Origin of the sequence: Paenibacillus xylanexedens (assembly GCF_007680605.1) — a bacterium.
Lineage (GTDB): Bacteria > Bacillota > Bacilli > Paenibacillales > Paenibacillaceae > Paenibacillus > Paenibacillus xylanexedens_B.
Map to the genome: position 1 here is coordinate 84,094 of NZ_VEIO01000004.1, position 25,185 is coordinate 109,278.

At 45.8% G+C, this 25,185-nt stretch carries 14 protein-coding genes; 1 reads left to right on the forward strand and 13 read right to left on the reverse strand.

Going from position 1 to position 25,185, the window contains the following annotated elements:
* Window positions 1-289: 289 nt before the first annotated feature.
* The 13 genes from FS818_RS19805 to FS818_RS19860 form a co-directional block, all read right to left on the reverse strand.
* A complete protein-coding gene (locus FS818_RS19805; protein ID WP_186375555.1) occupies window positions 290-2,041 on the reverse strand; it encodes an NAD(P)H-hydrate dehydratase in 1,752 nt (583 codons plus the stop codon).
* 311 nt (window positions 2,042-2,352) lie between these two features.
* Window positions 2,353-2,985, reverse strand: a complete 633-nt coding sequence (locus FS818_RS19810; RefSeq protein WP_145333972.1) for an NAD(P)-dependent oxidoreductase — start codon at window positions 2,983-2,985, stop codon at window positions 2,353-2,355.
* Between the two features lie 371 nt (window positions 2,986-3,356).
* Window positions 3,357-5,126 (reverse strand): alpha/beta hydrolase family protein, encoded by a 1,770-nt coding sequence (locus FS818_RS19815; protein ID WP_145333974.1) that lies wholly within the window; start codon window positions 5,124-5,126, stop codon window positions 3,357-3,359.
* A complete protein-coding gene (locus FS818_RS19820) occupies window positions 5,108-6,601 on the reverse strand; it encodes a hypothetical protein (protein ID WP_222128831.1) in 1,494 nt (497 codons plus the stop codon). Before FS818_RS19820 ends, FS818_RS19815 begins: the two co-directional genes overlap by 19 nt.
* Complete coding sequence (locus FS818_RS19825) at window positions 6,568-7,368, reverse strand: GNAT family protein (protein ID WP_145333977.1); 801 nt, start codon at window positions 7,366-7,368, stop codon at window positions 6,568-6,570. The genes FS818_RS19820 and FS818_RS19825 overlap by 34 nt, the downstream gene beginning before the upstream one ends.
* Window positions 7,346-10,096 carry a lanthionine synthetase LanC family protein gene (locus FS818_RS19830; RefSeq protein ID WP_145333979.1) on the reverse strand — a complete coding sequence of 917 codons (2,751 nt, stop codon included), beginning with the start codon at window positions 10,094-10,096 and terminating at the stop codon, window positions 7,346-7,348. Before FS818_RS19830 ends, FS818_RS19825 begins: the two co-directional genes overlap by 23 nt.
* Before the next feature lie 118 nt (window positions 10,097-10,214).
* Complete coding sequence (locus FS818_RS28940) at window positions 10,215-10,352, reverse strand: hypothetical protein (RefSeq protein ID WP_161556981.1); 138 nt, start codon at window positions 10,350-10,352, stop codon at window positions 10,215-10,217.
* A gap of 172 nt (window positions 10,353-10,524) precedes the next feature.
* Window positions 10,525-11,829 (reverse strand): MFS transporter, encoded by a 1,305-nt coding sequence (locus FS818_RS19835; protein ID WP_186331795.1) that lies wholly within the window; start codon window positions 11,827-11,829, stop codon window positions 10,525-10,527.
* Complete coding sequence (locus FS818_RS19840) at window positions 11,807-12,187, reverse strand: ribbon-helix-helix domain-containing protein (RefSeq protein WP_145333983.1); 381 nt, start codon at window positions 12,185-12,187, stop codon at window positions 11,807-11,809. Before FS818_RS19840 ends, FS818_RS19835 begins: the two co-directional genes overlap by 23 nt.
* Window positions 12,188-12,457: 270 nt before the next feature.
* Window positions 12,458-12,871, reverse strand: coding sequence for a GNAT family N-acetyltransferase (locus FS818_RS19845; protein ID WP_145333985.1), 414 nt, complete (start codon window positions 12,869-12,871; stop codon window positions 12,458-12,460).
* A gap of 136 nt (window positions 12,872-13,007) precedes the next feature.
* A complete protein-coding gene (locus tag FS818_RS19850; protein ID WP_186375556.1) occupies window positions 13,008-17,162 on the reverse strand; it encodes an RCC1 domain-containing protein in 4,155 nt (1,384 codons plus the stop codon).
* A gap of 58 nt (window positions 17,163-17,220) precedes the next feature.
* Window positions 17,221-18,039 (reverse strand): imm11 family protein, encoded by an 819-nt coding sequence (locus FS818_RS19855; RefSeq protein ID WP_145333989.1) that lies wholly within the window; start codon window positions 18,037-18,039, stop codon window positions 17,221-17,223.
* A gap of 15 nt (window positions 18,040-18,054) precedes the next feature.
* Window positions 18,055-23,721: a S8 family serine peptidase gene (locus tag FS818_RS19860; protein ID WP_145333991.1), complete on the reverse strand. Its 5,667-nt coding sequence runs from the start codon at window positions 23,719-23,721 to the stop codon at window positions 18,055-18,057.
* Between the two features lie 305 nt (window positions 23,722-24,026).
* Between FS818_RS19860 and FS818_RS19865 the strand changes: the two genes are divergently transcribed.
* On the forward strand, window positions 24,027-24,959 hold the full coding sequence (locus tag FS818_RS19865) for a hypothetical protein (protein WP_145333993.1): 933 nt from the start codon (window positions 24,027-24,029) through the stop codon (window positions 24,957-24,959).
* Window positions 24,960-25,185: the final 226 nt, after the last annotated feature.

Here is a 25,185-nt window from a genome sequence, read left to right on the forward strand (position 1 = left end):
GTTGACGGAATGTGCGATGGTTGGGTTGATGAGTCAGGTTGACGGAATGTGCGATGGTTGGGTTGATGAGTCAGGTTGATACTGTAGCAAGGTTTTCGGATTGGTGGCTCGATGCTCCCAATATAACAACGATATATGGATTGTCTATCATTTATAAATTCACTTCATATCAAAAAGGAGCCCATCGAGATGATGGCGGGCTCCTTTTTGATAGGTTTATACTTTCATGTGGTACGTATTTAAAGGTTATGGCTTCCGTATGATCTTGCACGCTGGATTGAACATATCTCTACAGTGCATCGATAATATCTCCTGCCAGCAGGGAGGAAGGATCACCTCGCCGCAATGTTGCCCGTTCGGCGGCCTGTCCATGCAGGTATACACCGAACGCGGCGGCTTGCTCCGCGTCTAGCCCTTGGGCGAGCAGACCGGCGATGATGCCGGTCAACACGTCTCCTGCGCCGCCCGTTGCCATGCCGGCGTGGCCGGTGGTGTTGATGTACGCCTCGCCGGAAGGCGTTGCGATGACCGTTCGTGCTCCTTTGAGCACAAGGGTCACGCCCTGCTCGCGGGCGTACTGTGCAGCGTGTGCAATTCGGTCACGCTGCACTTCGGGGGTTGACATGCGTAGCAGTCGGCCCATCTCGCCAGGGTGCGGCGTCAGTATGGTCGCCGCACTGCGCTGGCCCCAGGTGCGTGGCCCATCCGGGCCTGCATCTGCCAGCATGTTGAGGGCGTCCGCGTCGATGACGAGCGGGCAATCCGTCTGTTGCCACAGACGGCGCAGCCAGTCGGTGTCGCCTTGAAAGCGACCAAGGCCCGGGCCGGTCGCAAGCACGTCGCGGCTCTCCGCAAGGCGCAGCACCGCTGCGGCGGAAGCCGCATTCCATTCGCCGCTGGCGCCATCGGCTGCAGCAGCGAGCATGAGCTCGGGCACGGTGCCGATGACATGCGGCAACAGTGCCGCGGGTAGCGCCCATGTGGCGAGCCCGCAACCAGCGCGCAGCGCGGCTTTGGCCGAGAGCAGGCCAGCGCCGCTCATCGGCATGCTTCCAGCGGCCAGCAATACATGGCCGTAGGTGCCCTTATGGCCGTCCGGTGCCCGGCGACGGCCTGTGTCTACGCGTAGCGCACCCCGAAGTACCTCGTCCGTCAACAGACGGACCGAGGGGCCATGCTCTGGCGCAAGGAGCGCGGGAATGCCGATGGCACGCACGACGATGCGCCCCGCGGCAGAAGCGCCCGGGTACTGTACCAGACCACGCTTAAGCAGCGCAAGGCATACAGTTACCCGGGCTTCAATGCACGGCTCGTACGCCTCACCGGTGTCGGCGTCCAGTCCGCTTGGCACATCGGCGGATACGACTGGCTTACCGCTGTCGTTCGCCGCGCGAATCAGCGCCGCGTATGCTCCGCGCGGCGCCCCCCGCGAGCCGGTGCCCAGCAGCGCATCGACGATGCCCGTGCACCGGCTAAAGTCCACGGCTTCGCGCCCGTGGACAACGGCAGGGATGCCGAGCTTCGCGGCGGCATCCCGTTGCACTGCGGCTTCGCCCCGCAGTGCCTCCGGGGCATCGGCGTAGACTAACGTCACGCCCAGCCCCGCTTCAACCAAATGGCGCGCCGCAACCAGCCCGTCGCCGCCATTATTGCCCTTCCCGATCAGCATGTACCAATGCTGATCACCGGGATGCGCCATCACCAGCGCCGGATCGGCGATGATGTCGCCCCCGCAACCTACGCGGTCGCCGGGCCCGGTATGCGCCCGCCACGCCGCCTCTCTCCGCTGGCCGCAATCAGGCCAGCCACCCCTAACTTCACCGATGTTTCTGTGCCGTGCTTCATCACCTTTCGCATGACCGCCTTCACCCCAGCCACGACCCTCCCGACTACCATCCTCTTGTCCTTCCCGGCACAGCTTGATAACTTCCTCGGCGATAGCTCTGCCTGCATTCTCCATCAGACTGGCCGCAGGAATGCCAAGCTGCTGAATCGTATACTCGTCCACAGCCCGCATCTGATCAGCGGTTACGATAAACAACACTTATCCCTCCCCGGTCGCGTTATGAATAGCACTGCTAGAGCATCACACATATGGGTCTTCCATTCTCATAAGTTTTACATTGCCATTAGCTTCCCGATCAATGGTGTGTCACTCGTTTTCTGATCATACAGGGCTTATGAGTTTACCTTCCATTCATGTCTCATCGGTTCTCCGCTCACTCATGGTTTGTCCCATTACAGTGTCCTGCCGGTTAGCAATGCACCATCATACTCACTTTGCGCAAAGAGCTTACCCTGTCTTATCTCTTGCATCTTCTATAATTATCCCGTTTACCTATTTATCCTCAGTTAGTACCCTACCGTAAACCGCGCTTGAACAAACTGCGGATCATCGAGTTCATCTACCAAAGCTGCGGCAAAATCCCCCACAGAGATGCTGCTTTCACCCAGATCATCTGTAATGACACGGTTCATGCCAATCCGGAACTGACCTGTCCTCCGCCCTGTAGTAATCGTTGCTGCCGGACTCATATACGTCCAGTGAATATTCGATTCTTCCAGAAGTCCATAAGCATCCGCATGAGCCTGCGCAAGAGGTTTGATTTCCTCGGGGAATCCGGGTGTATTCATCAGCATCTCGCCTGAATCGGTCATCAGACTGCCTGCCCCTCCAACAACAACCAGACGTCCAGCGTTTGCGCGGCGCACGCCTTCAATCAGTGAACGCGTGACTTCCAGCAGTTCCTCTTGTTCGCCGAACTTCGGCCCGTACGCACTCACTACCGCTTCTTGTCCCGCTGCAAAATCAGCAACCTGATCCGGGTTAAGCACGTCCCCCTGCTCCACACGCAAGCGCTCATGCACCATCTCTACCTTGGACGGATCACGCACCACCGCGGTCACTTCATGCCCACGATCCATCAATTCCCACAAAATCGTCTTACCAATCGCTCCGGTCGCTCCAAAAATCGCTACTTTCATATCGGAATCCCTCTTTTCTGCCGATGTCATCTAATCAGCTATACCGTTATTTTAATACTTAATCCTGTTGTTATATACCTTAAACGGCTCACGCCATCTTAAACCGGATAGACCTACTTGTAAACTCGAAACTTCATTAGCGCTACCAGCACCTCAGCCGAGCGTTTCTATTTTATTCACACATTGTAGATCTCTTCATAAAAATGTTCTTCCAGGTTTCAACCCATTCTCCAAATCAGATCTGTGCTCTAATTCCTTCTCCAATTCCCTCCGCTATCCATCCATTCTTTGCCCCTCTTCTCTCATTTAAAATAGTTCCATGTACGCCAAAAAAGCCGCACGGGCGGCTTCCACATTTTATTTTGATCATCTTACCCTCGCTGAGTTACCCTGTTTCGGGTTAGAAAATGAACCGCCTTCGCCGCCCAGATTCGCTCTGCATACACCTCATGCTGCAGATCATCAATGATATGCAACTCAAGTCGCCTATCGGCCGCCTTAACAGGCTCCTTCTGCTTCAATATCTCCTGATATAAACGCTCCGTCTGTTCCACCGGGCAGAGCTGATCATTCCGGCCGTGAACAAGCTGTAAATCCACGTTACACAGAGCAGACGAATAGGTTAACGGGCTTCTCTTCCGCAGTGCGGATTCATCCTGTAACAATCCTCCGATTTCCATCTGCAAAAACGATCTTAGCTTCGCCCCACCACCGGCATACAAGCTGTTCAAATCCGTAAACGGTGCACAAGCCACGACGGCGCACCACAATTCCGGAGTTCTACCTGCTGCTAACAGCGCTAAATAAGCCCCATAACTGACGCCGTACAGTGAAACGGCCGAATAGGAACCCAAGACCTGCTCCCGAATAATCCGAATAACATCTGCATCCACACCGCCCCAATCATTCTGAATACGTTGCTTGTAATCCGGACCGAATCCTGAACTGCCTGGATAATTCAGCCCAATCACCCTCGCTCCAGTCTCACATAAACGTGCAATAACCGGACTGTAACTGTCCAGAAGGCAATTATGTGGCCCACCGTGCAGATAGATGACTGCCTGTTCTTCACCTTCTGAATGGATATCCATATAAGGAATGGACACATCCCCGTAACGCAAGTGTTTGTACTTAGTCTCTGGCCACTTAACAAGATTACTTACAGACACATCTCCATACCTGACTGCAAGTGGAGTGATATCCCCAAACGGCTCAGATATCCTACACCTGGCGGGCACCGGGGCAGTCGTAATAGACTCGAATTTCCCAATGAGGTTCTGCTTGTCCCTGCTGTATACGGCTTGTGTTAACGTTCCCGGATAATCACACAGCTCAAATGTTTTTTCTCCATCCAGCTTGTACTGAACATATCGCCACTTCCCACGCATTATTCCCTCGCATAAGATATGCTGTCGATCCACATCCAGCTGCATACGAATCAACTCGGAGAACGGCTCACTGTGCTCCGGATTACATTGAACAACATGCTCCTGAACGCTCATCCAGCCAGGACAGAAACCATCTTCTAGCGGAATGCAGACAGCAATCCGATCACCCTGCTTGTCCATTACCGGATATGCATACTCCTGATAAGGAATTTCCCGAGATGATCCGGTATCTTTCCCGTAAAAATATACACTGCCAACCCCGCCCACATTAACACCAATCTCTCGCTCAGGCTTGGCCCAGAACACAAATTGCGGGTTATCCAGTTCTGGAGTAACCCACTCGGCTTTTTCTTGTACGGGATCATACAGCCCAATCTGCACAAGCCCTGAACGGTGTCGAACGGCAAAAAGTAACAGGAGTTGCCCATCTTGCCAGGCCATCTGCATCACCGGAAACGGTAATTTTAGAGAGAGTGTTTGAATCAGCCTTATGTGCTCCCGCTCTTTCTGGAATACATGAATCCATCTCTCCGTCTTCTTCCGGGTGATTGCCGCCACTTGGTCTGTTCCGATGAATTGAACATGCTGTACAGTCTGGCCCCGTTCTGTCCAATGACCGGAAAAACAATGCACACCTTGAACATCGCCAGCATCGTCAAGCTCACACCATTCACATGTTTGGTCGTCATAACACAAGACCATGCTTGTCCGCTCCCGGTTCAGACTCATTCGGTTCAGGAATGGATTGCCCAACCCGATTCCCTCCCCTCATGCCAATGCTTGAACTGCTCCCAGGTATCGAGCTGTAGTTCCAGCTTGAGCGTAAGCTGCTGCTGTGTGGCCGCTGCTACAGGACTCTCTGTTCCCAAACCACTTAGCGCTTGCCGGATCAAACGGATTTGCTTCAGATGGGTTGCTGGCAATCCCGCGATCAGAAGACGATACACCTCCGAAGCACGTTCCTCTTCACCTTGCTGGATCAGCACTCCAGCCAATTCAATTGAACGTTGCAGCAATTTGGAAGGAATTGAACCTGTCTTCATCCTAAGCACCTGAATCAACATCTTGTATTCTAACTCTTGCTCACCGAGTTGCTGATAAACTGACATTTTTAATTGAAGTATATGTCCCAGCCAACCCGAGTACGCACCTGTACAGAGTTTCTCGGCAGCTAGTAGAGTCGTTTCCGCATCCATGAAAAGCCCTGCCCGGATCTGCAGCCCTGCAATGTTCAGAGCCGTTTGAATCTGAAAAACATGTCGGTCCGGTCCTGGAGGAAGCTCGCGAATACGCATCCCTGCCCGCTTCTCCAGTTCAATGGCACGTGAGATATGACCTTCCTGCATCTCAATCAATGCTTCACCGTTATCTAAGGCAGCTTCCTTTCCAATGCGATAGACTTCGTTCAATTCCTCATGCTCCAGAACGGCCCGAGCTTGGGCGTAACATTTTCTTGCCGCGGCATAATCATCCCCGTTTTTGGTTAATAGCTGACCCAGTTCAAACCACAGAATAGCCTGCTGCGCTGACGATAATTGTTGGAATATGGAGTTTTGACTAAAAAAGCGAAAACAAGCCTTGTACCGCTGTCGATTATCCGATTTGCACAACAAAACCCAGGCCAGCCTGTTGTAAAGAGCCAACGCTTTGTGTTGTGCTTTATCGTGCCTGCCAGCTATTCGCAGCTGTTCATTCAACAAACGCCGGGTCTGTTCCGGTATATCTCTCACCAGAGAAATAGCTAGCCTCGATACATGTTGGGGAAGATTAACGCTCACGGGATATTGATGAAAAAACAACAATACGCTTACGTCCTTTAGTTTTTGACGATAGAGCAGGTGATGTATGGCTCCAAGATCTGCAGGATGCAGACCGGAGACCACCTCAACCAGGATCCATTTCCGTGGCCCCGGTGCCCAGCCGGCTCGATGGAATCGGAGTAACGCATTTTTGCACGCCACCAGATCATCAATCGGGTGAACCGGGTTCAACTGATAAATGAATGGCAACGTGTGATACGCATCATCAAGCACAAGGCGAATCGCCTGATCCTGCCAATGCATACTTAACTTGCGTAACTCTTGTTGCACAATATCCGAACGTCCTTCAACCACAAATAACCCTGGTTCGTGGCTCGCACGAAACCATGTACTTCTCAGGTCATGATAGTCCGTACTTTCCAGCCTCACAGGTTTCATAATCTCTCGCTCTCCCTCCTGATCCGGCATACATGTATAAGTTCAGGCACCTGCTGTAAAGGCAATGCACTCATCAAGCGATAGCTGCCTTGATTGTTTGCATCAAGAGAAGCCTTGATCTGCTTTTCCGGGTCGGAACTGCACTGATGGAGAGCATAAGCAACAAGCCACCGTGCCCAGCCCTTGCGTTTTGCCGCAGGCATGGTGAATATATGTGACAGAAGGATGCTATCGAACTCATCGCTTAACAGACAGCCTCCGATCTTTGCGCCTTCCAGCTCCACCAGTCCCGATCCGTCCAGTAAACGTCCGTACATCCCTTCATAGATATCATCCACTGCCTTGCGAGCAGCCTGGATTCCGGGGCATGTTGGATCACTGCTTTGAAGCAAATGAGCCATAACTTCCTCTTGCCCTTCTGCAGGCAACCACTTTCCGTTCGAATCCGGCATAACCGGAACAGAAATGTGCTTCAGATCACCGTAAAAGCGATATCGATGGGCGAGCACATCTGCCTTATACCCGAGTCTTTCCCATGGAAACGAGGCAGGTGCAGTTACATATATAGAAGAGCAGGACAATTTGTCCAATAAGGATGTGATCTGTCCTTCCCAATATGCATGAGATGAAGCTTCACTCCATAAATCCATCATATATTGACCTTCCCCATGATCTATCAACAGCATGGAAGAGATCGTTTCTCTTTTCCCAGGCTCACTGGCATAGTATCGACCCCCGACCTTGCCGGGTTCATGCTGACATTGCGGCAGGATATCAGCTATGGATGTTTGCATCATATACCTGTACCTCCCTGGTCTTGTCGAAACCTGAATATACCATGGGTTCAAAAGAAACCGTAGGATAAAATCGACGAAGCAGAAAAGAGTAAATCCCCATGTATCCTGTCATATAATCTGGTGAAAATGACTCCATATCCTCCAGTGGCCACATCCAAAAGTCTTTCTGCACATCACTGCGAAGCACGTATAGACGCTGTGTATACTCTTTCAATTTGGCTTCATATCTGCCAGGGAAAATGCGATTCGCCATGATCAAAAAGTCCCCGTTACCCGCGATCCCGTGGCACTGGCTGAAAGAAGCAAAAATGGTTGACCGGGCGACCGCATCTGCGGCCTGCTGACCGAGTCTGTAACACGCCGGATCTCGCAGAACCTCGGCTGCAGTCAGTAAAAACCGTCCTATACCCGCTGAACCATTACACCAATGAACCCAGAGAGCGTCCGGCTTTTCGGGAGAAGCAGGCCATAACCTCACCCCATTCTTTCCTTCGTGACTTGTACGTTCCAGCGTGCCCACAATGCGCTTCACCGCCGAATAATACTCGCCCTTCCCCGTTTGCTTCGCTAAGGCAAGCAAGAAATAACCGATCCCTGCAATGCCATGCGAAAACCCATACGAGTGGTGGCTTTTTTTATCCGACTTGTCCTTCACTTCCCACATGCTCAGCCCGTCTTCTGTTCGCTTTTCCTGCTGCAAAATCATTTCGCCGAGTTCATCAGCCCTTGTCAAAAGTTCGGAACAACCTCCAAGATGATGTACCTCCATCAGCATTAATCCTAAACCTGCCGCTCCATGACTGATATTGGTTTGAACCGGGTCATGCCTCGTCATCTCCAAGGCAAGATTTTCAGCAATGCGAAGTAACGGTTTATCATCCAGCGCATCCGCTGTCTGTGCCAGTGCCCAAGGAACAGCCCCATAACCGAAATACAGGCCCTCTGGCGTTTCTCCGGGAACATAAGGCGTATGATTCAATATCCACTCCAATACTTCACGTGCATACTGATGATACTGTCTGTTCTGCGTAACCTGACCAAGTTGATGAAAACCGTAGGCCATGCCCGTCCATCCAAAGTTGAAATTGGCCGGGTGGAACATTTTGCTCAAGCTATTTTCCGGATAAAGTTGATGAGCATTATTCAATTCGAGGGATTGAACCAACTTGTTAGCCATAAGCTCGGCTTGATGAAGTACTTCTTCTGCCTTCATGTCTGCTTCATTCGTACGCGAAGGTTGCCGGCTCCCTGTTAAATCGCCCTTCTCTTGCTCACACATACGTATTAGCTGTTCACGTATTTCAGATAAATCATTATATCGTCCAGACATGATCTCGATCCCCAGACTCCCCAGCCCAAGAAGCTGTCTATCATAGAGATTGTCCAAATAGGCTTGTCCAGCAGACAGATGAGACTGTCTGTATTTCAAATAAGGGTCCATGGAGGTTGCCATGTAATAATAAACGGCTCCCAGCGCGTAGAGATCATCGGAGTATTCCGATCGCTGACTGTGCTCTCTTCCTCGAAGTACATAACCAGGCGTGTGCCCTGTTAATGGTTTCACCTGACTTTTGCTATCTCTCACATAGGCTAACTCCAGATCAATCAACCGTACGCTTCCGTCAAGCAAGATCACAATGTTGTTAGGCGTGAGATCATTGATGACAATTCCTCTATCATGAAACTGTTGTACAATATCCAGAATATCGGAGCCGATTCGGTAAAGTTCTGCCTGATTGTCGTCAGCAACTACATGCCTGCGATGGATGTACTCGCGCAAGCTGATGCTCTCGAAGTATTCCAGAATCAGATATCGATTCCGTTCAGCACTGAACAGTTCGATCGGCCTCGGAGTATACCCCGTATCCTTCATCAGATCAAGCACATGATACTCGTTATCCAGATAATCATGGGCTGAACGTCGGGTGCCATCCACACGCATGAGATGAACCGCTTCTTTCATCACGGCTTGCTCATGCCGGGACGTGGAGACTAGAAATACGCCTCCTTTGCCCGATTTTTTGAGCACCCGTTTCACACGGATTTTACGTATTCCGAACTCATTGTTACTGGAATTATGCGAATTGTTTATTGCCTCATTTTCTTCCTTCCACCCGGCCTGTATGCTCACCAGCTCTTCCGGCTCATCTACCCACTCGGGCTTGTATCTGCCTGGAATTCTTCGGTCTTCCTCCAGTCTGCCTTCCGGGTTCTGGATGGCATATACTTTTGCCCCAGAGTAACGATCATAGTAGAACCGATCTACAAAGGCTCCATAGCGATAAAATACACATGAACTTCCCCGGTAAGCCCGATCTGTAGGGATTTCTGGGCCTTTTAGATCACCCGTACAAGCATACATCTCCTCAAGCAATTGCATAAACTGCTCATCACTGCGTGCGTAGATGGTCACACACTTTCCGGTCTGAGGCAACGGTGTCGAACCGTTGGATGTTTCAATTAACTTCAGCCCGCTGTTTACGACTTTCCACATTACACCATGCATTGTCAGGATCGGTGTAATTCGGCGCAACAGTTCAGCACCCTCCACAGGGATAACCGATAAATGAATCTTCCAACCCTGTGCGGGAAGCGTTAATCGGTCCGGTTTAAAACAAATCCAATGGCCGTCATTCGACCATTGGATGGATTCGGGTAGATCCCGGATTATATGTTGCAAAGCGTTCTCATACGCGTCCTTCTTTTCAGTCAGGCTTGCTGATTTCAATGAGAATCACTCCTTTATGAAGTAGATAAGAGGGGGAGGTACAATTATTTTAGTTTAGTAATACGAAATCAAAGACTTATCTTAAGAATCATTCAGTGGTTCGAGACGATGAAGAGTTCTAAGCCTCTACAACGATCGTTTGTGAGCTTGTCCAGCTACACACTGTACACAAGCTAGTTTCCTCGAACATGTTGTTATCCTCTTCAACCTCCAGAGCCATCAAATCCTGTACAGATAAAATTTCCTTGTTTTCCATGATAAATTACCTCCCATTTGTCTCCCCCTCTTATAAACCAATTTCTACATAAAATTTTAAATTCCTTCTTTTTAATTGAATTTTTTTACAAAAATTATTTGTTAAATCCATATATAGTTGTAATACCTGTCATAACCTTTGTTTTTCGGTTGAAAAAAGGGCAGATCTAACATCAAATTTCAGACGAAATTGACGATTTCCTGTGTAAGGTATGTCCTGCTCGATCTTCCCGAAAAGGTCTGACGAACAAACTTGCCGTGCCCATAAAAATAACAAACATGCCGATTCCCATGTACACCCAGGATGGACTGTAGGCTTCAATTAACCATCCTCCAAGTAACAAACCGAGCGGGTTACTAACACCACTCATAAGTACTCCCATACTATTCATGACACGTCCTCTTTTTTCTTCCGGTGTAGATAACAGAATGGAAGTAACTAGCGGTACATTCACAATAGCAAGTCCCGCCATTAACAGAAAAGAGCAGACAATGGCAAAGTACAAGTTAGGATACAGCGGCATCAACAGCAAGCTTGCGCCCGAGATCAGATAACTGATTAGAAACCAGTGGGCCAGCGACAGACGTTTGGCATATTTTCCACTAAGCAAAGAACCAACGATACTGCCAGCGGCAAATGCAGATTGAAGCAACCCATATCCCTGTGGACCGGCTTCCAGCACCATATTGGCAAAAATCGGCGTGAAGATATGTAGCGGGGCTCCTGCAAAATTGATAATGGCACCAAAGATAATACAGCAAGCCAGAACTTTGTTCGAAAATAAAAAGGTAATCCCCTGCATGCTGTCTCTGACAAAACCTGAAAATCCTTTTTGTTTGACCACTTTGGTCACAGGGATACGAATGAAGGCAATAGCAAGTGCGGATAACAGAAAAGTAAGCGCATAGATGAATAGGATGGATTGTACGGAGACGAAGGCAATTAAAATCCCCCCTAAGGCATAACCGAGCAGTTCTATCGTTTTGGAGGAAGAGTTCAATAGGGCATTGGCTGGAGCGAGTTGCTCTGCCGGTTTGGGCAGAATCGCCGGAATGACCGTCTGAGTGGCAGGGTTGAACATGAAACCGAGAATCGCAATGAGCAGATTGGCCGCATAGATATGCCACGGAAGCATGCTACCCGTCAGAAATAGAATCGCTAAGATACAGGCAATAACCGCTCTCCATATGTCAGTCCAGATCAACAATTGTTTCTTTGGCAGGCGGTCACTGATCGTGGCAAGCGGGATACCCAGAAAGGCATAGATCAAATAGGGGAGCATCGGAATTAATGCCGCAGCAAGTGCGGATTCAGTTAACTGCAAGATGTACCACATCGTGGCCATGGAAAATAAAATCTGCCCTGCGCCGGAGACAAGCCTGCCCACAAGCAACACGGTAAAGGATGGTAATCGTAACACCGCAAGGTAGCCGTCTTCGCCAGTTTTATTCGTTTTATTTGTTGTTTCCTGGTTCATTTCCATCGCCTCCAAATGGAATATCAATATGATCATCCGTCTGTTTCAATCGTGTTACCAAGCCTGACTCCTGGATTCTTCGCTGCATTTTGGCTTTGACTTGTTCCAGTTCAGCTGTGTACTCCTGCATCTCGTGAAACAGCGTCTGGTGCGTGCGAATCCCTTCCCTAATCAGCATTGCCGTTGCATCCGAGCGGTTTTTGGCGAGTTCCAGAAATACCATTTGGTCGATCACAACGATCTCTTCCTGACTTAATCGAACGGAAACCACTCCCTTGATGCCTGAAAGATTTTTGGTAGCCTGCTCCATCGATCGTTCGACCATTTGATTGAACTGTATTTTTTGATTTTTGTTCAACATATTTCCTCCATTCTCGTTGTGAATTGCCGGCATAAGTCATGAACGACTATACGGTAGCTTTGTAGTACGTAGTTGACATTGAATTCGAGATAGGAATTTTGAGATTCAGGATACAAATTTTAAAATGTAATTCGTATATCGTAATTTGTATTTATTTTACAATATCATGTAAAAATATGGATGTAAAGCAAAAAACCTTTGGTTTCCCAAAGGTTTATGATCGTTATTTTTTTACATTTGCCGTGTTCGTGGGTTCCGGTTCAAACTTTATTCCCCCTGCCTCCACCACATGCCTTCCGATTTCGGGCTCGTATATTCAAAACCGAATTGAGCATACAGGCGATCCGCAGGCACATCCGCCAGCAGACTGACCAACCCCCGCGCAGGCACAGCTTCACGCAAATAGTTCATAATTTCGATCATGATCAGTTTCCCATAACCCTTCCCCTGGAGATCAGGATGCACTGCAATATCGACCACTTGAAAAAAACAACCACCATCCCCAATGACACGTCCCATCCCGATGAGAACATCGGCTTCTCGCAAACACACCGCAAATAAACTGCGAGGCAGCCCTATCTCAGCCCCCTCCCGGCTCATCGGACTCAGCCCCGCAATCTGCCGCAGTGCCAAATATTCAACCGCAGCCGGAGGTGCATGTTCAATTTTCACCTCGTTCATTCGTTCATCCCTTCCCCTGTTAGAATTTCTTTCCATCGAATTCTGAGTTTATAATTTACCGTTTGCGTTGTTGTCATTATACTGGAAAGTCTCCCAAGCGTTAATAGCCCGGGAGACTTTCCGAAAATTCAAATAATTAAGGTGTTACAGGAGTACTAGAGATCGAAACATTACCCGCCTCATCGACTGCTCTGATTGTAATATTGACGAGACTATCCGTTAGACCTTGAACTTTTACGTTCGCATGAGAAGCTGTCTTTGATATCAACTCATCGTTTATATATATCCAATATTCTTTTACACCCACATCATCTTTTGATGGAGACCAACCTAATTCAAGCTCTCCGCCGCTTCGAGTTACTTTTACATTTTCGGGAGGTGTAGGAGCTATAAAATCAGTCAAAATGACTTCGGTCGGTAATTCTGGTTTATTTATCTCCATGTTCAAAGATTGCGTTTTGGATGTTGCAGCTGATTTAGAAGCCGTGCTCGCCTTTGCAGTAGACATTCCCAAAACGTTAACGGGAACATACGAATTCGTCGTTGTACCGTTACCTAGCTGTCCATCCTGGTTATATCCCCATGTCAATAAGTTATTATTTGATAGAGCCATACCATGGAAAACTCCGGCCGCTATGTTCTGTACAGAAGTAATAGAAACGACTTGATTCGGGGAATTACTTCCCGATCGCCCCCCGTTACCCAATTCTCCATAGCTATTTTGACCCCAGCTGTATACTGCATTTGAGGTTCTAGCCAAACTGTAGAAATTACCTGTTGCTATCTGACTTATTCCAGACAAACTGTTAATTCTAACTGGTGTAGACCGGGATGTATAGGTTCCGTCACCTAATTGACCATTATTGTTATATCCCCATGCCCATACTGTACCATCCTGTTTTAATGCAAGTCCATGATAATAAGCCAGGGATATACTTTCTACACCAGATAGAGCTGTGACTCTGGTTGGTACATTCTTGTTAACTTCTGTACCGTTAGCAAGTTGACCTCTACTGTTAGCCCCCCATGACCAGATCGTGCCATCTGTTTTAATTACAAAACTGTAAAACGCACCTGCACTAATTGACTTAACCCCTGTTAATGAAGAAATTTTAGTTGGAGCATACTGGCTTGTGTTATTCCCTATTCCCAGTTCCCCATAGAAATTACTTCCCCATGACCAAACCGTTCCATCTCGTTTTAATGCCAAAGCATGGGTTGTTCCTGCATCAATAGCTATAACCGAGTCTATGCCTTCGATTTTCTTAGGGACATCTGACATAATTGCATTGGTATTGGCCAATTGCCCGGATTGGTTGCTCCCCCACGCCCAGACTGTTCCATCACTTTTAAGAGCTAAGTTATAATCCGGACCCGATGTAATGGCTGTAATTGAAGACAGGTTGGACACCTGAGTCGGTGTTTTAGTTGAATAGACCTTATCAGATCCTAATTGTCCCCATTGATCAGATCCCCATGCCCAGACAGAACCATCTGTTTTTAATACCAGTGAGTGATTTTGACCTCCTGACATTTCCTTTGTATACGATTGTTCCGTAGTCACAGTTACACTATTACTTGCTTCTGAAACATTACCTTGATAGTCTTTTGCTTTAACTGTAAAGGTATATGTCTGTCCCGGCGCTAGACCACTGGCAGTGTAATTAATAATGGACTCTAATGATTTACCATCTACAGGCAACGTACTGAATAGGGTCGCCCCGGAATATACCAGATATTCCTTCACTGCATGATTATCTTCCGATTCTTCCCAATATAACACCGCTGTTGCGGAAGTCTTGCCCGCGACTCTAAGTTGTGCTGGTGCAGATGGAGCATCTTTATCTACTGGGTAACTGAACCCGCCCACCAGAACACGTGTAGGTTGTGAAGTCGTTGTTCCATTCCCTAATTGACCATAAGTATTATTCCCCCATGACCAAACAGAACCATTTTTCTTCAGAGCATAGCTGTACATCTCACCAGCTTCGATATCTGTAGCTCCTTTTAAGTGTGCAGCTTTTACTGGATTCGGACGCTTTTGAATAGCTGAAGCATCCCCTACTTCTCCATAGTAGTTATTTCCCCATGACCATATGTCTCCACTATTGGTCAAGGCCATACTATGCGAGTATCCCGCTGTAATTTTATTAACGTTATTCAAGTTAGGTACTTGTGTTGGAGTTGGATGGTCGATATAATCTCCCAGACCTAACTGACCCGAATCATTAAAGCCCCAGCTCCATACAGTTCCATCGTCGCGGAGAGCCAGTCCATGCAGATAGGTCATATCAATTTGAACAATATTAGATAATCCCGCGATCTGAATTGGTGAGTAGTGAATGGTACTTGTTGAAGATTGGTAACCGATTGCTCGATTTCCATTCCCCCAGATCCATACGGTTCCGTCATCTTTTAATGCCATGCTGTTGTAGTAACTTCCGTTGATAGCCACAACACCTTGTAAACCTGCAACCTGAATGGGTTCAAGGCTGTTGTATGGCAACTTGCTACCCGATCCGAGTTGACCCAAACCATTATCTCCCCAGGTCCATACGGTTCCATCTTCCTTAAGTGCCATGTAATGTTGAAGACCAGCAGAAATAGATACTACTTTCTCCAGACCAGGTACTTGAGTAAGCGTTAGACGTTGATTGGTATAATCATTAGTCCCCCAAGTCCATACGGTTCCATCTGAACGCAATCCTATATTTTGTTTTAGGCCCGTTGAGATCATAGAGAAACCATCCAGGCTTGTTATTCTCGTAGCACTTGTACGATTCGCTGTAGTTCCGTCGCCTAACTGGTAGTTGCTGTTAAGCCCCCAACCCCAAACTTGTCCCTGTTGGTTCCAGGCAAAAGTATGATCTCGATACGCAGATATTGCCAAGTTATTAGTAAAGAACACAAGCGGTTTGCTTTTTACTGAAGAATTCTCAGCTTGATCTATCGCTACAACGGAGATCGATTGCATTTCGTTCAGCGTAAGATTGGTAATCGTAAATTTAGTATCCGTAGTCTCACCTACAAGAGTGTCACCATTGTAAACTTCATATCCTTTTATGCCTGACAACGCGTCTTGCGCAGGTGACCAGCGAATGACAGCATTCGATCCGAGTTGGCTTACTTTATAAAGCTTTTCAGGAGGTGAAGGCGGCGTAAGGTCAATCTTCACGTTGGCCTCCACCGTGGCACTTACATTGCCCGCTTTATCCACCGTTCGAGCATAAACCTTGGTGTTTCCCTCTTGTTCTACCGGGAATGAACTAATATATTCCATCCATTCTGTACTAGAACCAATTCGATACTCGTACCCTTTCACTTTGCTATCTTCATCGGTGCCTTCATCGATTGATATGTAGATTTCGTGACTTCTCCAGTCTTCATACTGCAAAAGAATTTTAGGTGCAGATGGCGGTGTTTTATCAAATTGCAATGTAAATTCATCTAATTCACTTAGGTTACCTGCATTATCAACAGACCGGACGTAGACTGTTCTGAACTTATCACCACTTACATTAAAAGGAACGGTGTAATCGGTCCAAGCCCCTCCTTGATCCAGCCGATACTGAGATTTCATAATTCCACTTTGTTCATCGGTACCATGATACATAGTAACGAGGAACGTAGTATTACTCCACTCATCAGGTTTGTAATTAAATAAGGGCGGAGTCGGTGCAGTTGTATCAATACTAATCTTACTTTTTTTCATTTTCTCTACATTGCCATCCAGATCACGTGAACGATAATATATCGTACTCTGCTCTTCGGTAGCTGGAATTGGAGAGGTGTATCTCATCCAAGTCATTCCGCCATCCAAGCTATATTCCGTGTAATCAACGGAAGATTGTGTGTCTGTACTCTGAAGGGTTAGTGTAACCGGACTTATGTAATAGGAGTTCTGTCCTTGCGTCCCCGTGACTTGTACTGAAGTCTCAGGCGGATTTGTATCTTTCTTAATGGTGAACCTTAATTCTTTGGGCGTTTCTGTTCGGTTATTGTTACTAATTGATTGATAAACGATGTTATAAACTTTCTTATCCGAAAACACAACAGGTTGTGTATACGTAGACCAAGAAGCACCATCATTTAAACTATATCTTGTTAGAGAAACACCCGAACCTGTATTTTGAGCAACCAACTCCATCTCTACTGCACCATAATAAATGCCGCTGTTGCTCTTATTTCCCTTGATCACATGTGTTGTAATCGGTGCTCCTGGAACATCTGCCGCGAATACAGTGCTTACTCCCCCGAAAAGGGGAGAGAGCAAGGATATAAGTAATGCCATTGCTGTTATTGCAGCAATATTACGTCTCAAGCCTCTCATGTTCATCCTCCAAAACAAATTAAATTTCTGATTTCTTAACTTTATGCCAGGACTTTAACAATAACACTGGTGGGATATACGCTGGGATCATCCATTGATAGGACAGATCTTTCAGCAACTCACCCTGCACGAATTGTCCATGCTTGTTCAATTGCATCTTCCACGGACCGCTAGCCATAGCTTCGCCCTGATCTACTAGCTCACGAGCTTCTTCATAGGAATATTCTTGTCCTTTGTTGCGTCCAATCTCTTCAAGCGCAGCATCATATAATCGTTGCTGTTCCGCTTCCATTTCCTCTGTAAAGTCAGCGTCATACACTTGGGAGAAATTAAGCCCTTTGAATTTATGTTCCTCAACCCACTGTTTAAACTTTTCAGTAACAAAAACCTGTACACCTGGAGTTTCTTTAATCTTAAACATACACGTTCCATGAGGTATTTTGGAAGGATCGAATACAAGCTTGTTAAAACGTGCCCATGATCCGTCTTTAAATCTCCCAATATCAGAACGGCTATAGTCAACACATTCCAATATTTTAGTAACATTCATCAAAAACAATTCAGTATCATTATTGGTTATAGGTAAAAACTCTACTTCACTTGCTAGTATCCCTTCTTCTTCCATCTTTTCTTTGACCCTTTTTGAAACCACCGGCTTACCAATGTGATAATCAGGAAAATCAATGTACCTTCTTTCTTTAAGGGTCTCTAGATTTACCACAGTCCACTCATTTATCTTGGATTCACCATGAAAATCACTATTAATTGGATGTCGGTCATCTTCGACTGAAGCTAAGACTTTAGCTTTTAAATCATGCTTAAATCTGTAGATTTTCATGTTTATTTATCCACCTCAGTTATCTAGATTTGCTAATCGTAATCTTCCTTCGAGTAATTCTTCACGTACATACTCAATCGTTTCTATAACTTTAGCCTCATTATCCTTAACAGGTTCAACTAGATCAAATAGAATTTTGTAATATGACTCTGCATGTGAACCATTATGAGTAGCCATAGTTTGACCATCGATAAGCGTGGTCGACATATCTTTTTCTCTGGGTAAAAATACGCCATTGACGGAAGAGTTGGCATCTATTTCATGTTTTTTCAATATTTCCATTAATTTTCTTGAAGATTCAAACCTAGAATCTCCTTCCGGGAATATATGATGTGCAGCCCAATTTTTAGGCTTCTTCATACCAGTTGCTTTCTCAAGTTCAGCTTGAAGTATGAGGCTCGGAGCTCCGGCTTTTCGACCTGTCAATTTCTCCTTAGTTACTTTACCCTTATAATTTTTGATCTGACACTGATCCATAAGGTTATGGGTTAAAATGCCTAAATCAGATATATAATAATTATGGTAATCAGTAACGGTAAAATTATAGACTTCAATAGTCTCGTCGCTGTATGCGATTGATGTTATTGACTTGAATTTTCCGTCTTCAAGCTCAAGCTGGTCTCCAACTTTTAATGCCTCAGCATCTGTCCATCCTTTAGTATGAACCCAGAAAGGGTGATTGCCTGTCGTTCTGATATCTGTTCCATCTACTTGAAGTGTGTACACTCCCTCTGAGACAGTATTATACAGCGCTTCTACAGGTTTATAAGACTGTATCCCGCGGTCAGTATCCTTTGCAAGAACAAGATCTCCAACTTTAATATCTTCTATTGGCTTATCACCATCTTGAGTCTTGATCAAAGTCCCTGCCGGTAAGCAACCACAGAATTTTTTAATTCCATACAATGATTTACTTTTCTTGAAAGCTGTAAATCCGTTACCTGCAATTGGAATAATTGCTCCTGCGGACCACAGCGCATCGGCTACATTGCCTTCCAATAGATATATTACTCCATTAATCCCATCAAATGGTTCGCCCAATATAGGAATCATTCCAACATTTTCGATAACGCAATGTACTAATTCTGATCCTTTAAGATCTTTACACAGCACAAGTTTTGCTGACCCTTCCCAGAATTGTTGCAAACCTGTTTTTCCATATATTTTAGAAAACCAGGTAGTATATTGGAGGTCATTATGACTGATTGTCGGTTTATAAACATACCGATTGAAATAAACTTTACATTCGGTACATAGATCCTCCTCTCCAGCCTTGATAAGCTTCTTACTAATTTCATATTTCCTTGGAGGAAGAGGAACTCTATTTAATTTGAGCAAAGGATCATTAGAGACAACAACCGTTGCCATCTGTGTCTCTTTGCGGCTTCGATCCTTATCATTGTATCTGTAAATAAGGATATCGTATGACCCATCTTTGGCCCAATACGTATCTTTCCCTTTAATTTTTGCATATCTTGAAAAAAGTGCTTTATCCTTGTTAAATGTTACTACTTGACCATTCCAAACGATTGGAACTTCCTGACCTTTTTTGAAATTACCTTCTTTAAAGTCGGCATAAACAAGTTGAGCATCACTTTTTGTTCTAACTTCAAAATACAGTTTTTGATTTGGGGTTTTCACACGATAATATATCGTAGCTGAGTTATCTTTTGCTCCCGGAGTTGCATCTAACCACTCATCATTTCTGGCTCTGGCACTCGTCTTAGCCATTGCGCGCATCATCGTTACAAGTTCTTCTTCTTCATCTTCTACAGGCCAGTTCTGGTACTCCACTCTGTTCATATCAACAGCCAAATCATAGATATATGGCTTAAAGTTGTTTCTGAATTGTCCAGACGTTACCTTAAGGTAGTATGTTCCAGCATACAGATCCACGACTTGCATGGACTCGGAATTGGAGATACTCAGAGTAAAGCCACTCTCGTCCTCCAGAATGCCTTCACCTTCGGACAGTACAATACTTAGCTGCTGAGGATTACTCAACACAATTTTGTAGTAATCCACATCATAAAGAGAAGAAATGGACAAGGCATTGCCAGATTGATCCTGGGTGATCACTTCACCAAATGGAACAACCTGCGCTGTTTCTCTTGTATTATGTGCCATACTCTCTACAGTAAGTTGCGCACGTAATCCTTGTGCGGAACCAAAGCTGCTCACAGCCAAGTAATAGGTAGTGCCTGCATTCAGATTCACTTCCAGTTTGGAAAATAAATCTCCATAAGGCCTGTATCCTTTCACATCATCGTTGGAATCCAAGAGTCGTTCCATTTCTGGATCACCATATAATGCAAGATGTGTATCATTCACTTCATTACTGCCCGGATAATATGATGTGAAGAAGCGATATTTGCCCGTTGTGGACGGCGTAAACTGAAGGTATGCTTCCTCACCACTCGGTCTGGACAGACTTGTTGCTTCACCAAGTTTCAAAGAATCGAACCCGGTTTGCCCAGCAGCAGTAACCTGGAGTCTGGCAAATACCTTTCTTTTGTTCGCTTCGTTCACTCGGATGTAATACGGTGTACCCGCACTGAGATTAACAATGACTTCAGAGTATACGGAGTCTCCCTTGTCATCATTGTATCCATTCGTAATCGGAGTCAGCATATCTGCATCCGAGAAAACATTTAGTTCTGTGTCATTGATTTTGGAATTTGCATTACCATTGTATTTGCTTGTAGCAATTCTAAATTTACCGTTGGTTGCAGGAACAAACACATACACGTTGCTGTTACCTACTTGTTCATTGATATCCTGAGATTGGTTCAGATAAATATAAGGGATACTTGAACTAACAACATCTGCTGTTATCCTTGCTCGTAACGGAGTTGTATCAAAGCCATTTACTTTCACATAATAGGTTTGTCCACCAATAAGACTAATGGTAATCTCTGAAAATACCGAGTCATTGGCATCATCATTAGAAGCCATTTGCTTCGTAAGTTGAAGGCTGGAATAGATCGACAACTCCGTGTCAACTTCAGGGCCCGATCCTTGGTATGCACTGGTACGGATACGATATACCCCTGTTGTCGCTGGTGTAAAACTGTATAGTTGATCTCTGCCCGCAGGCTGATTAATATCTTCTGGTCTTGAAACAAATAGTTCAGGAATCGTTGTTGATGACTGAATGGATGAAAAAGAACTTTTACCTCCCGCATAAACTGCGGCAACTTCAAGTTTATATGCCTTCAACGGCTCAAGACTACTGAAAGTGTATGGACTCGCATTAACTGTTCCGACTTCTCTTCCGTCCAGTCTTACGACATATGATGTAACATTCGGCATACTATCCCAAGAAAGCTTAATACTTGTCGCACTAGGTACTGCCTCAAGCCCTGTAGGTGCCCTATAGGCCTGGGTCGTGATATTACTCAGTGTCAATGTGTAAGGCGAAGTGCTAAATTGACCACTGAACCCCGTAATTTTAATGTAATAAGACTTGCTGGCTGAGACCTCAAAATCAATACGTTCAGCTATACCCGTTCCGTTAGAAGATTCACCGACCTGAATCCCCGATTCATTATAGATATCCATCTCATAATCTACAGAAGAAGGGATATCTAGCGTAATGGAGATTTCTCCGTCTTTATCGGGCGTCAGTTTGTAATAATCGATATCACTACTTGATGAAATATATGAAATATAACTATTTCCCGGATTTACACCTTTGGCAGTAAGAATTGTATTGTTAGGTTCATAGGTGTCTTGTCCAGGCCCTTGTTGTGCAACATTAATGATAAATGTGTCATCGAATCTTCCGGAACTCACATTTGGATATCGATACTTGATATAATACGTTCCTGTTGGCGTCGAAGAAGTTGTGCGCCAAGTATACGGTATATCCACATTCAAACTTGGATTAGTTATTGTTTGTGTTGCAATGATACTATTCGGGTTAGAAGCTGCCGTCACCTCAACAATGATTTGTCGGTGTGGATTGCTGCCAGTCTGGTCGCCTTCCAATTTAAGTGATACGGTCACGGACTGTCCAGGTTCAATCGTAGCTCCGTTATTCTTTAGATCGTATGAAGCTGTAGAAATCTCTCCTTCAGGCTCAACCGGAATCACCGTGTTCAAACCCGATAAGTTTTCCTCTGAGAGCGGTGCAATTGAACCTTCAATAACACCTGCTGCTTTAGCCACATTAAGAAGTCCACGGCCAGTTTCATGAGCATCTTCCAGAGGTGTAGCCGTGTCATACATTTTCTGAATAACTTCTTCACTAGACAATGAAGGATTATGGCTCCATATCAGCGCTGCCGCCCCGGTTACGTGTGCCGCAGCATTTGAGGTTCCTGAGGAAACTCCGTATGAACCATCCATCGTTGTACTAATAATTCCGAATCCAGGTGCAACCAGATCCAATTCATTACCTGTGCTAGAAAAATCTGCTCGGTGATGGGAATAGTCCACTGCACCAACTGCAACAACTTCAGGGTATTTGGCTGGGTACTTAATTGTATCTTCTCCTAAGCCGCTATTACCTGCTGCTGCTACAATAATGATTCCTGCTTCTTTTGCTCGCAAAATCTCTTCATGTAACGCATCGCTGTATTGCGATGCAACAAAACTCATATTGATGATCTTAATGTTATTATCGATCGCCCACTCTATGCCCTGAATGACCGAACTTGTATAACCATTGCCCGCACCATCCATGACTTTAACTGCATACACTTCTGTGGACGGGGAGACACCCACTACGCCGATTCCATTGTCGATCGCCGCAATTGTACCTGCTATATGTGTACCATGTCCTTTATCATCCGTGTAGCTGGTTGATGACTCATCAAAACTAACACCTCCGGCAATATTGAGATCCGGATGTTCGGCAATTCCTGTATCAAATACAGCTACCTTTACAACATGATCGCCCGTTCCTTTTTTGGACTGGAGTATGTACGCGCCAGTGGAATGAATCCCCCACGGAATCGTTTGTGCGCTCTCTTTTACTGATTTATCCTCTACTTCTGTGACTTGATCGGTAGCAATTTCGATAGGTTTGTCTTCTTCGATCGACTCTATCTTAGGATCAGACAAGAGAAGATTAACCTCTTCACTATTTAAATCCATGGATAGGGCATTCACACTTTCTAAACTTTTTACATTATACAGATCAAGCTTGTTCTCTAAATCCTGATCTAAGCTAGGCTGTACTTCTGGTACTATACTTTGAGTTCTCATGCTTTTCTGATTTAGCATATCCTGACCAACACCTTCAATTGGTGAAGGAAGTTGAACCGAGAATTCCTTTTTCAGACGAACCAAAAATTTGGTTCGTGGCTTGTTACTCTTATGTACATTTTCAAAACTGCTAATATTATTTATAATTTCGCTTACATCATTTCTTGGAATCTCGACTTGTACAGGCTTTTCTTCAGGCAATGGTTCTTCTTGCTTAACCGCTTCTCCTTCTTGTTCCTCTGCAGGTGATGTTCCTTCATTCGTTAGATCACTTTCATTCCCATCAGGTGAAACGGGCGTTTCTTCGACATTTTTCGTTATGTCACTGGCTTGCTGTTGTTCTGGAGATACTGGATTCGAGGTGTCCCCACCATCACTTCCTGAAGCCGCAAAACCAATTGAAGCTTCAAAGTTCCCGAGTAGAACAGAAAGTGTTAATAACAATAAAAATACTTTCTTTAAACTTCTCAAGCAAAATTCCTCCTAGTTCGACTTTTACTGCCACATTTATACAAACGATTCTGTGACCACTTAATAATAGATTTTGTAATCTATTAAATCAATCACATATTTTGTCGATATTTGTAATATAAAGTCGGAAAAAGGAAGTGCAACAAAGATATTTTTTATTTATGGATCAAATTATGTTTACAATCCGTTTAGAGATGATATCCCTCTATCTGCTTGAATTCATCTACTTCCTGTGTAATAGTGAGAGAAGGCTTGCGTAAAAGCGTGTTTAGATACGTCAAGTTGGTTGTAAAGGAGGAAATGTTGTGTTTCAACGTTGGTTGGATAACCTGTCATCACATCCCGATGCCGCGTTTATACTGCTTGGTGTTGTAGCATTGCTTCTGGCAACTTATCTGTGGTCGGCCACAGAAATTCGGCGCAGCCATGAGAGGCATATGCAGAGGGTACGAGATACATTATACATAAGCACAGGTCTTTTGGGACTACTTACCATTTGGGAACAACGAAAATATGAAGCTCCTTCAGAGGAACAGCATGAGTTGTTAAAAGCCATGCACGCCTGCAAAGCGGCCTCATGCCTCTCCCCGCAGCTTCAGGATCAGATTCGTGACTGCGTCAAAAATGAAGATCCCGCCAGGCTTGCCCTGATGCATAAAGCACTTGAACGGGAGTGCACTGCACTATCGGATGAACTCAGCCGAAATTCATATTCGGTGCACTGGGGCCGTGCCATCTGGACCGTTTTCAGGCCTGCCGCTGAACCTGCTGCACTGACGGCCACTGCACTTTTAATCGGACATCTGTTCTACACAGAGCGTATCGTTATTACGGCTGTGAATTCCTGGGACAGCCTGTTACCATGGTTTCAGGCCATTTCCCTCATGCTTACGATACTATACGGTTACCTGCTTTGGTCCAGCCCCAAGCGTGGCACTTCAGGAGCGCTGGTCAAATGGCTATCCCTCTTGATCACACTCTGCTCTTTGCTTCATCTGATCGGACTTGCGGCTGCTCCATATGCCCTTGCTCTACAGCTTATTCTGTTTGTCTCCGGATTCGGTTTGACTGGATCACGCTCTCGCAGTGAACGCCCATATGCCGGACATTCGGAAACGGATGAAGACAGCAGTCATAGCAATCGTAATAGTAATACAGCTACGCCAGTACATGAGAGTGTTGTGGAGGATACCTCCTCCCCTGTCACACCTCGCAGATCTGTATCCGCGTCCGATTAATCACAAGCTTGAAGTGAAAAAAGGCGTTTGATCCATGTTAAAAATTCATTCCATTTCGTAACTTCAACATTGTCCCCTTCCGAGGGGTGCAACGTTTTTACCCTAAGGATCCATATGTACACAAAAAAAGGCTGTCCCTAAGTCATCACGATGACAGGGACAGCCTTTTTATTTTCGGAATCAACCATGTAACACAGGATTATTTATGAAAAACGATAAAATGATG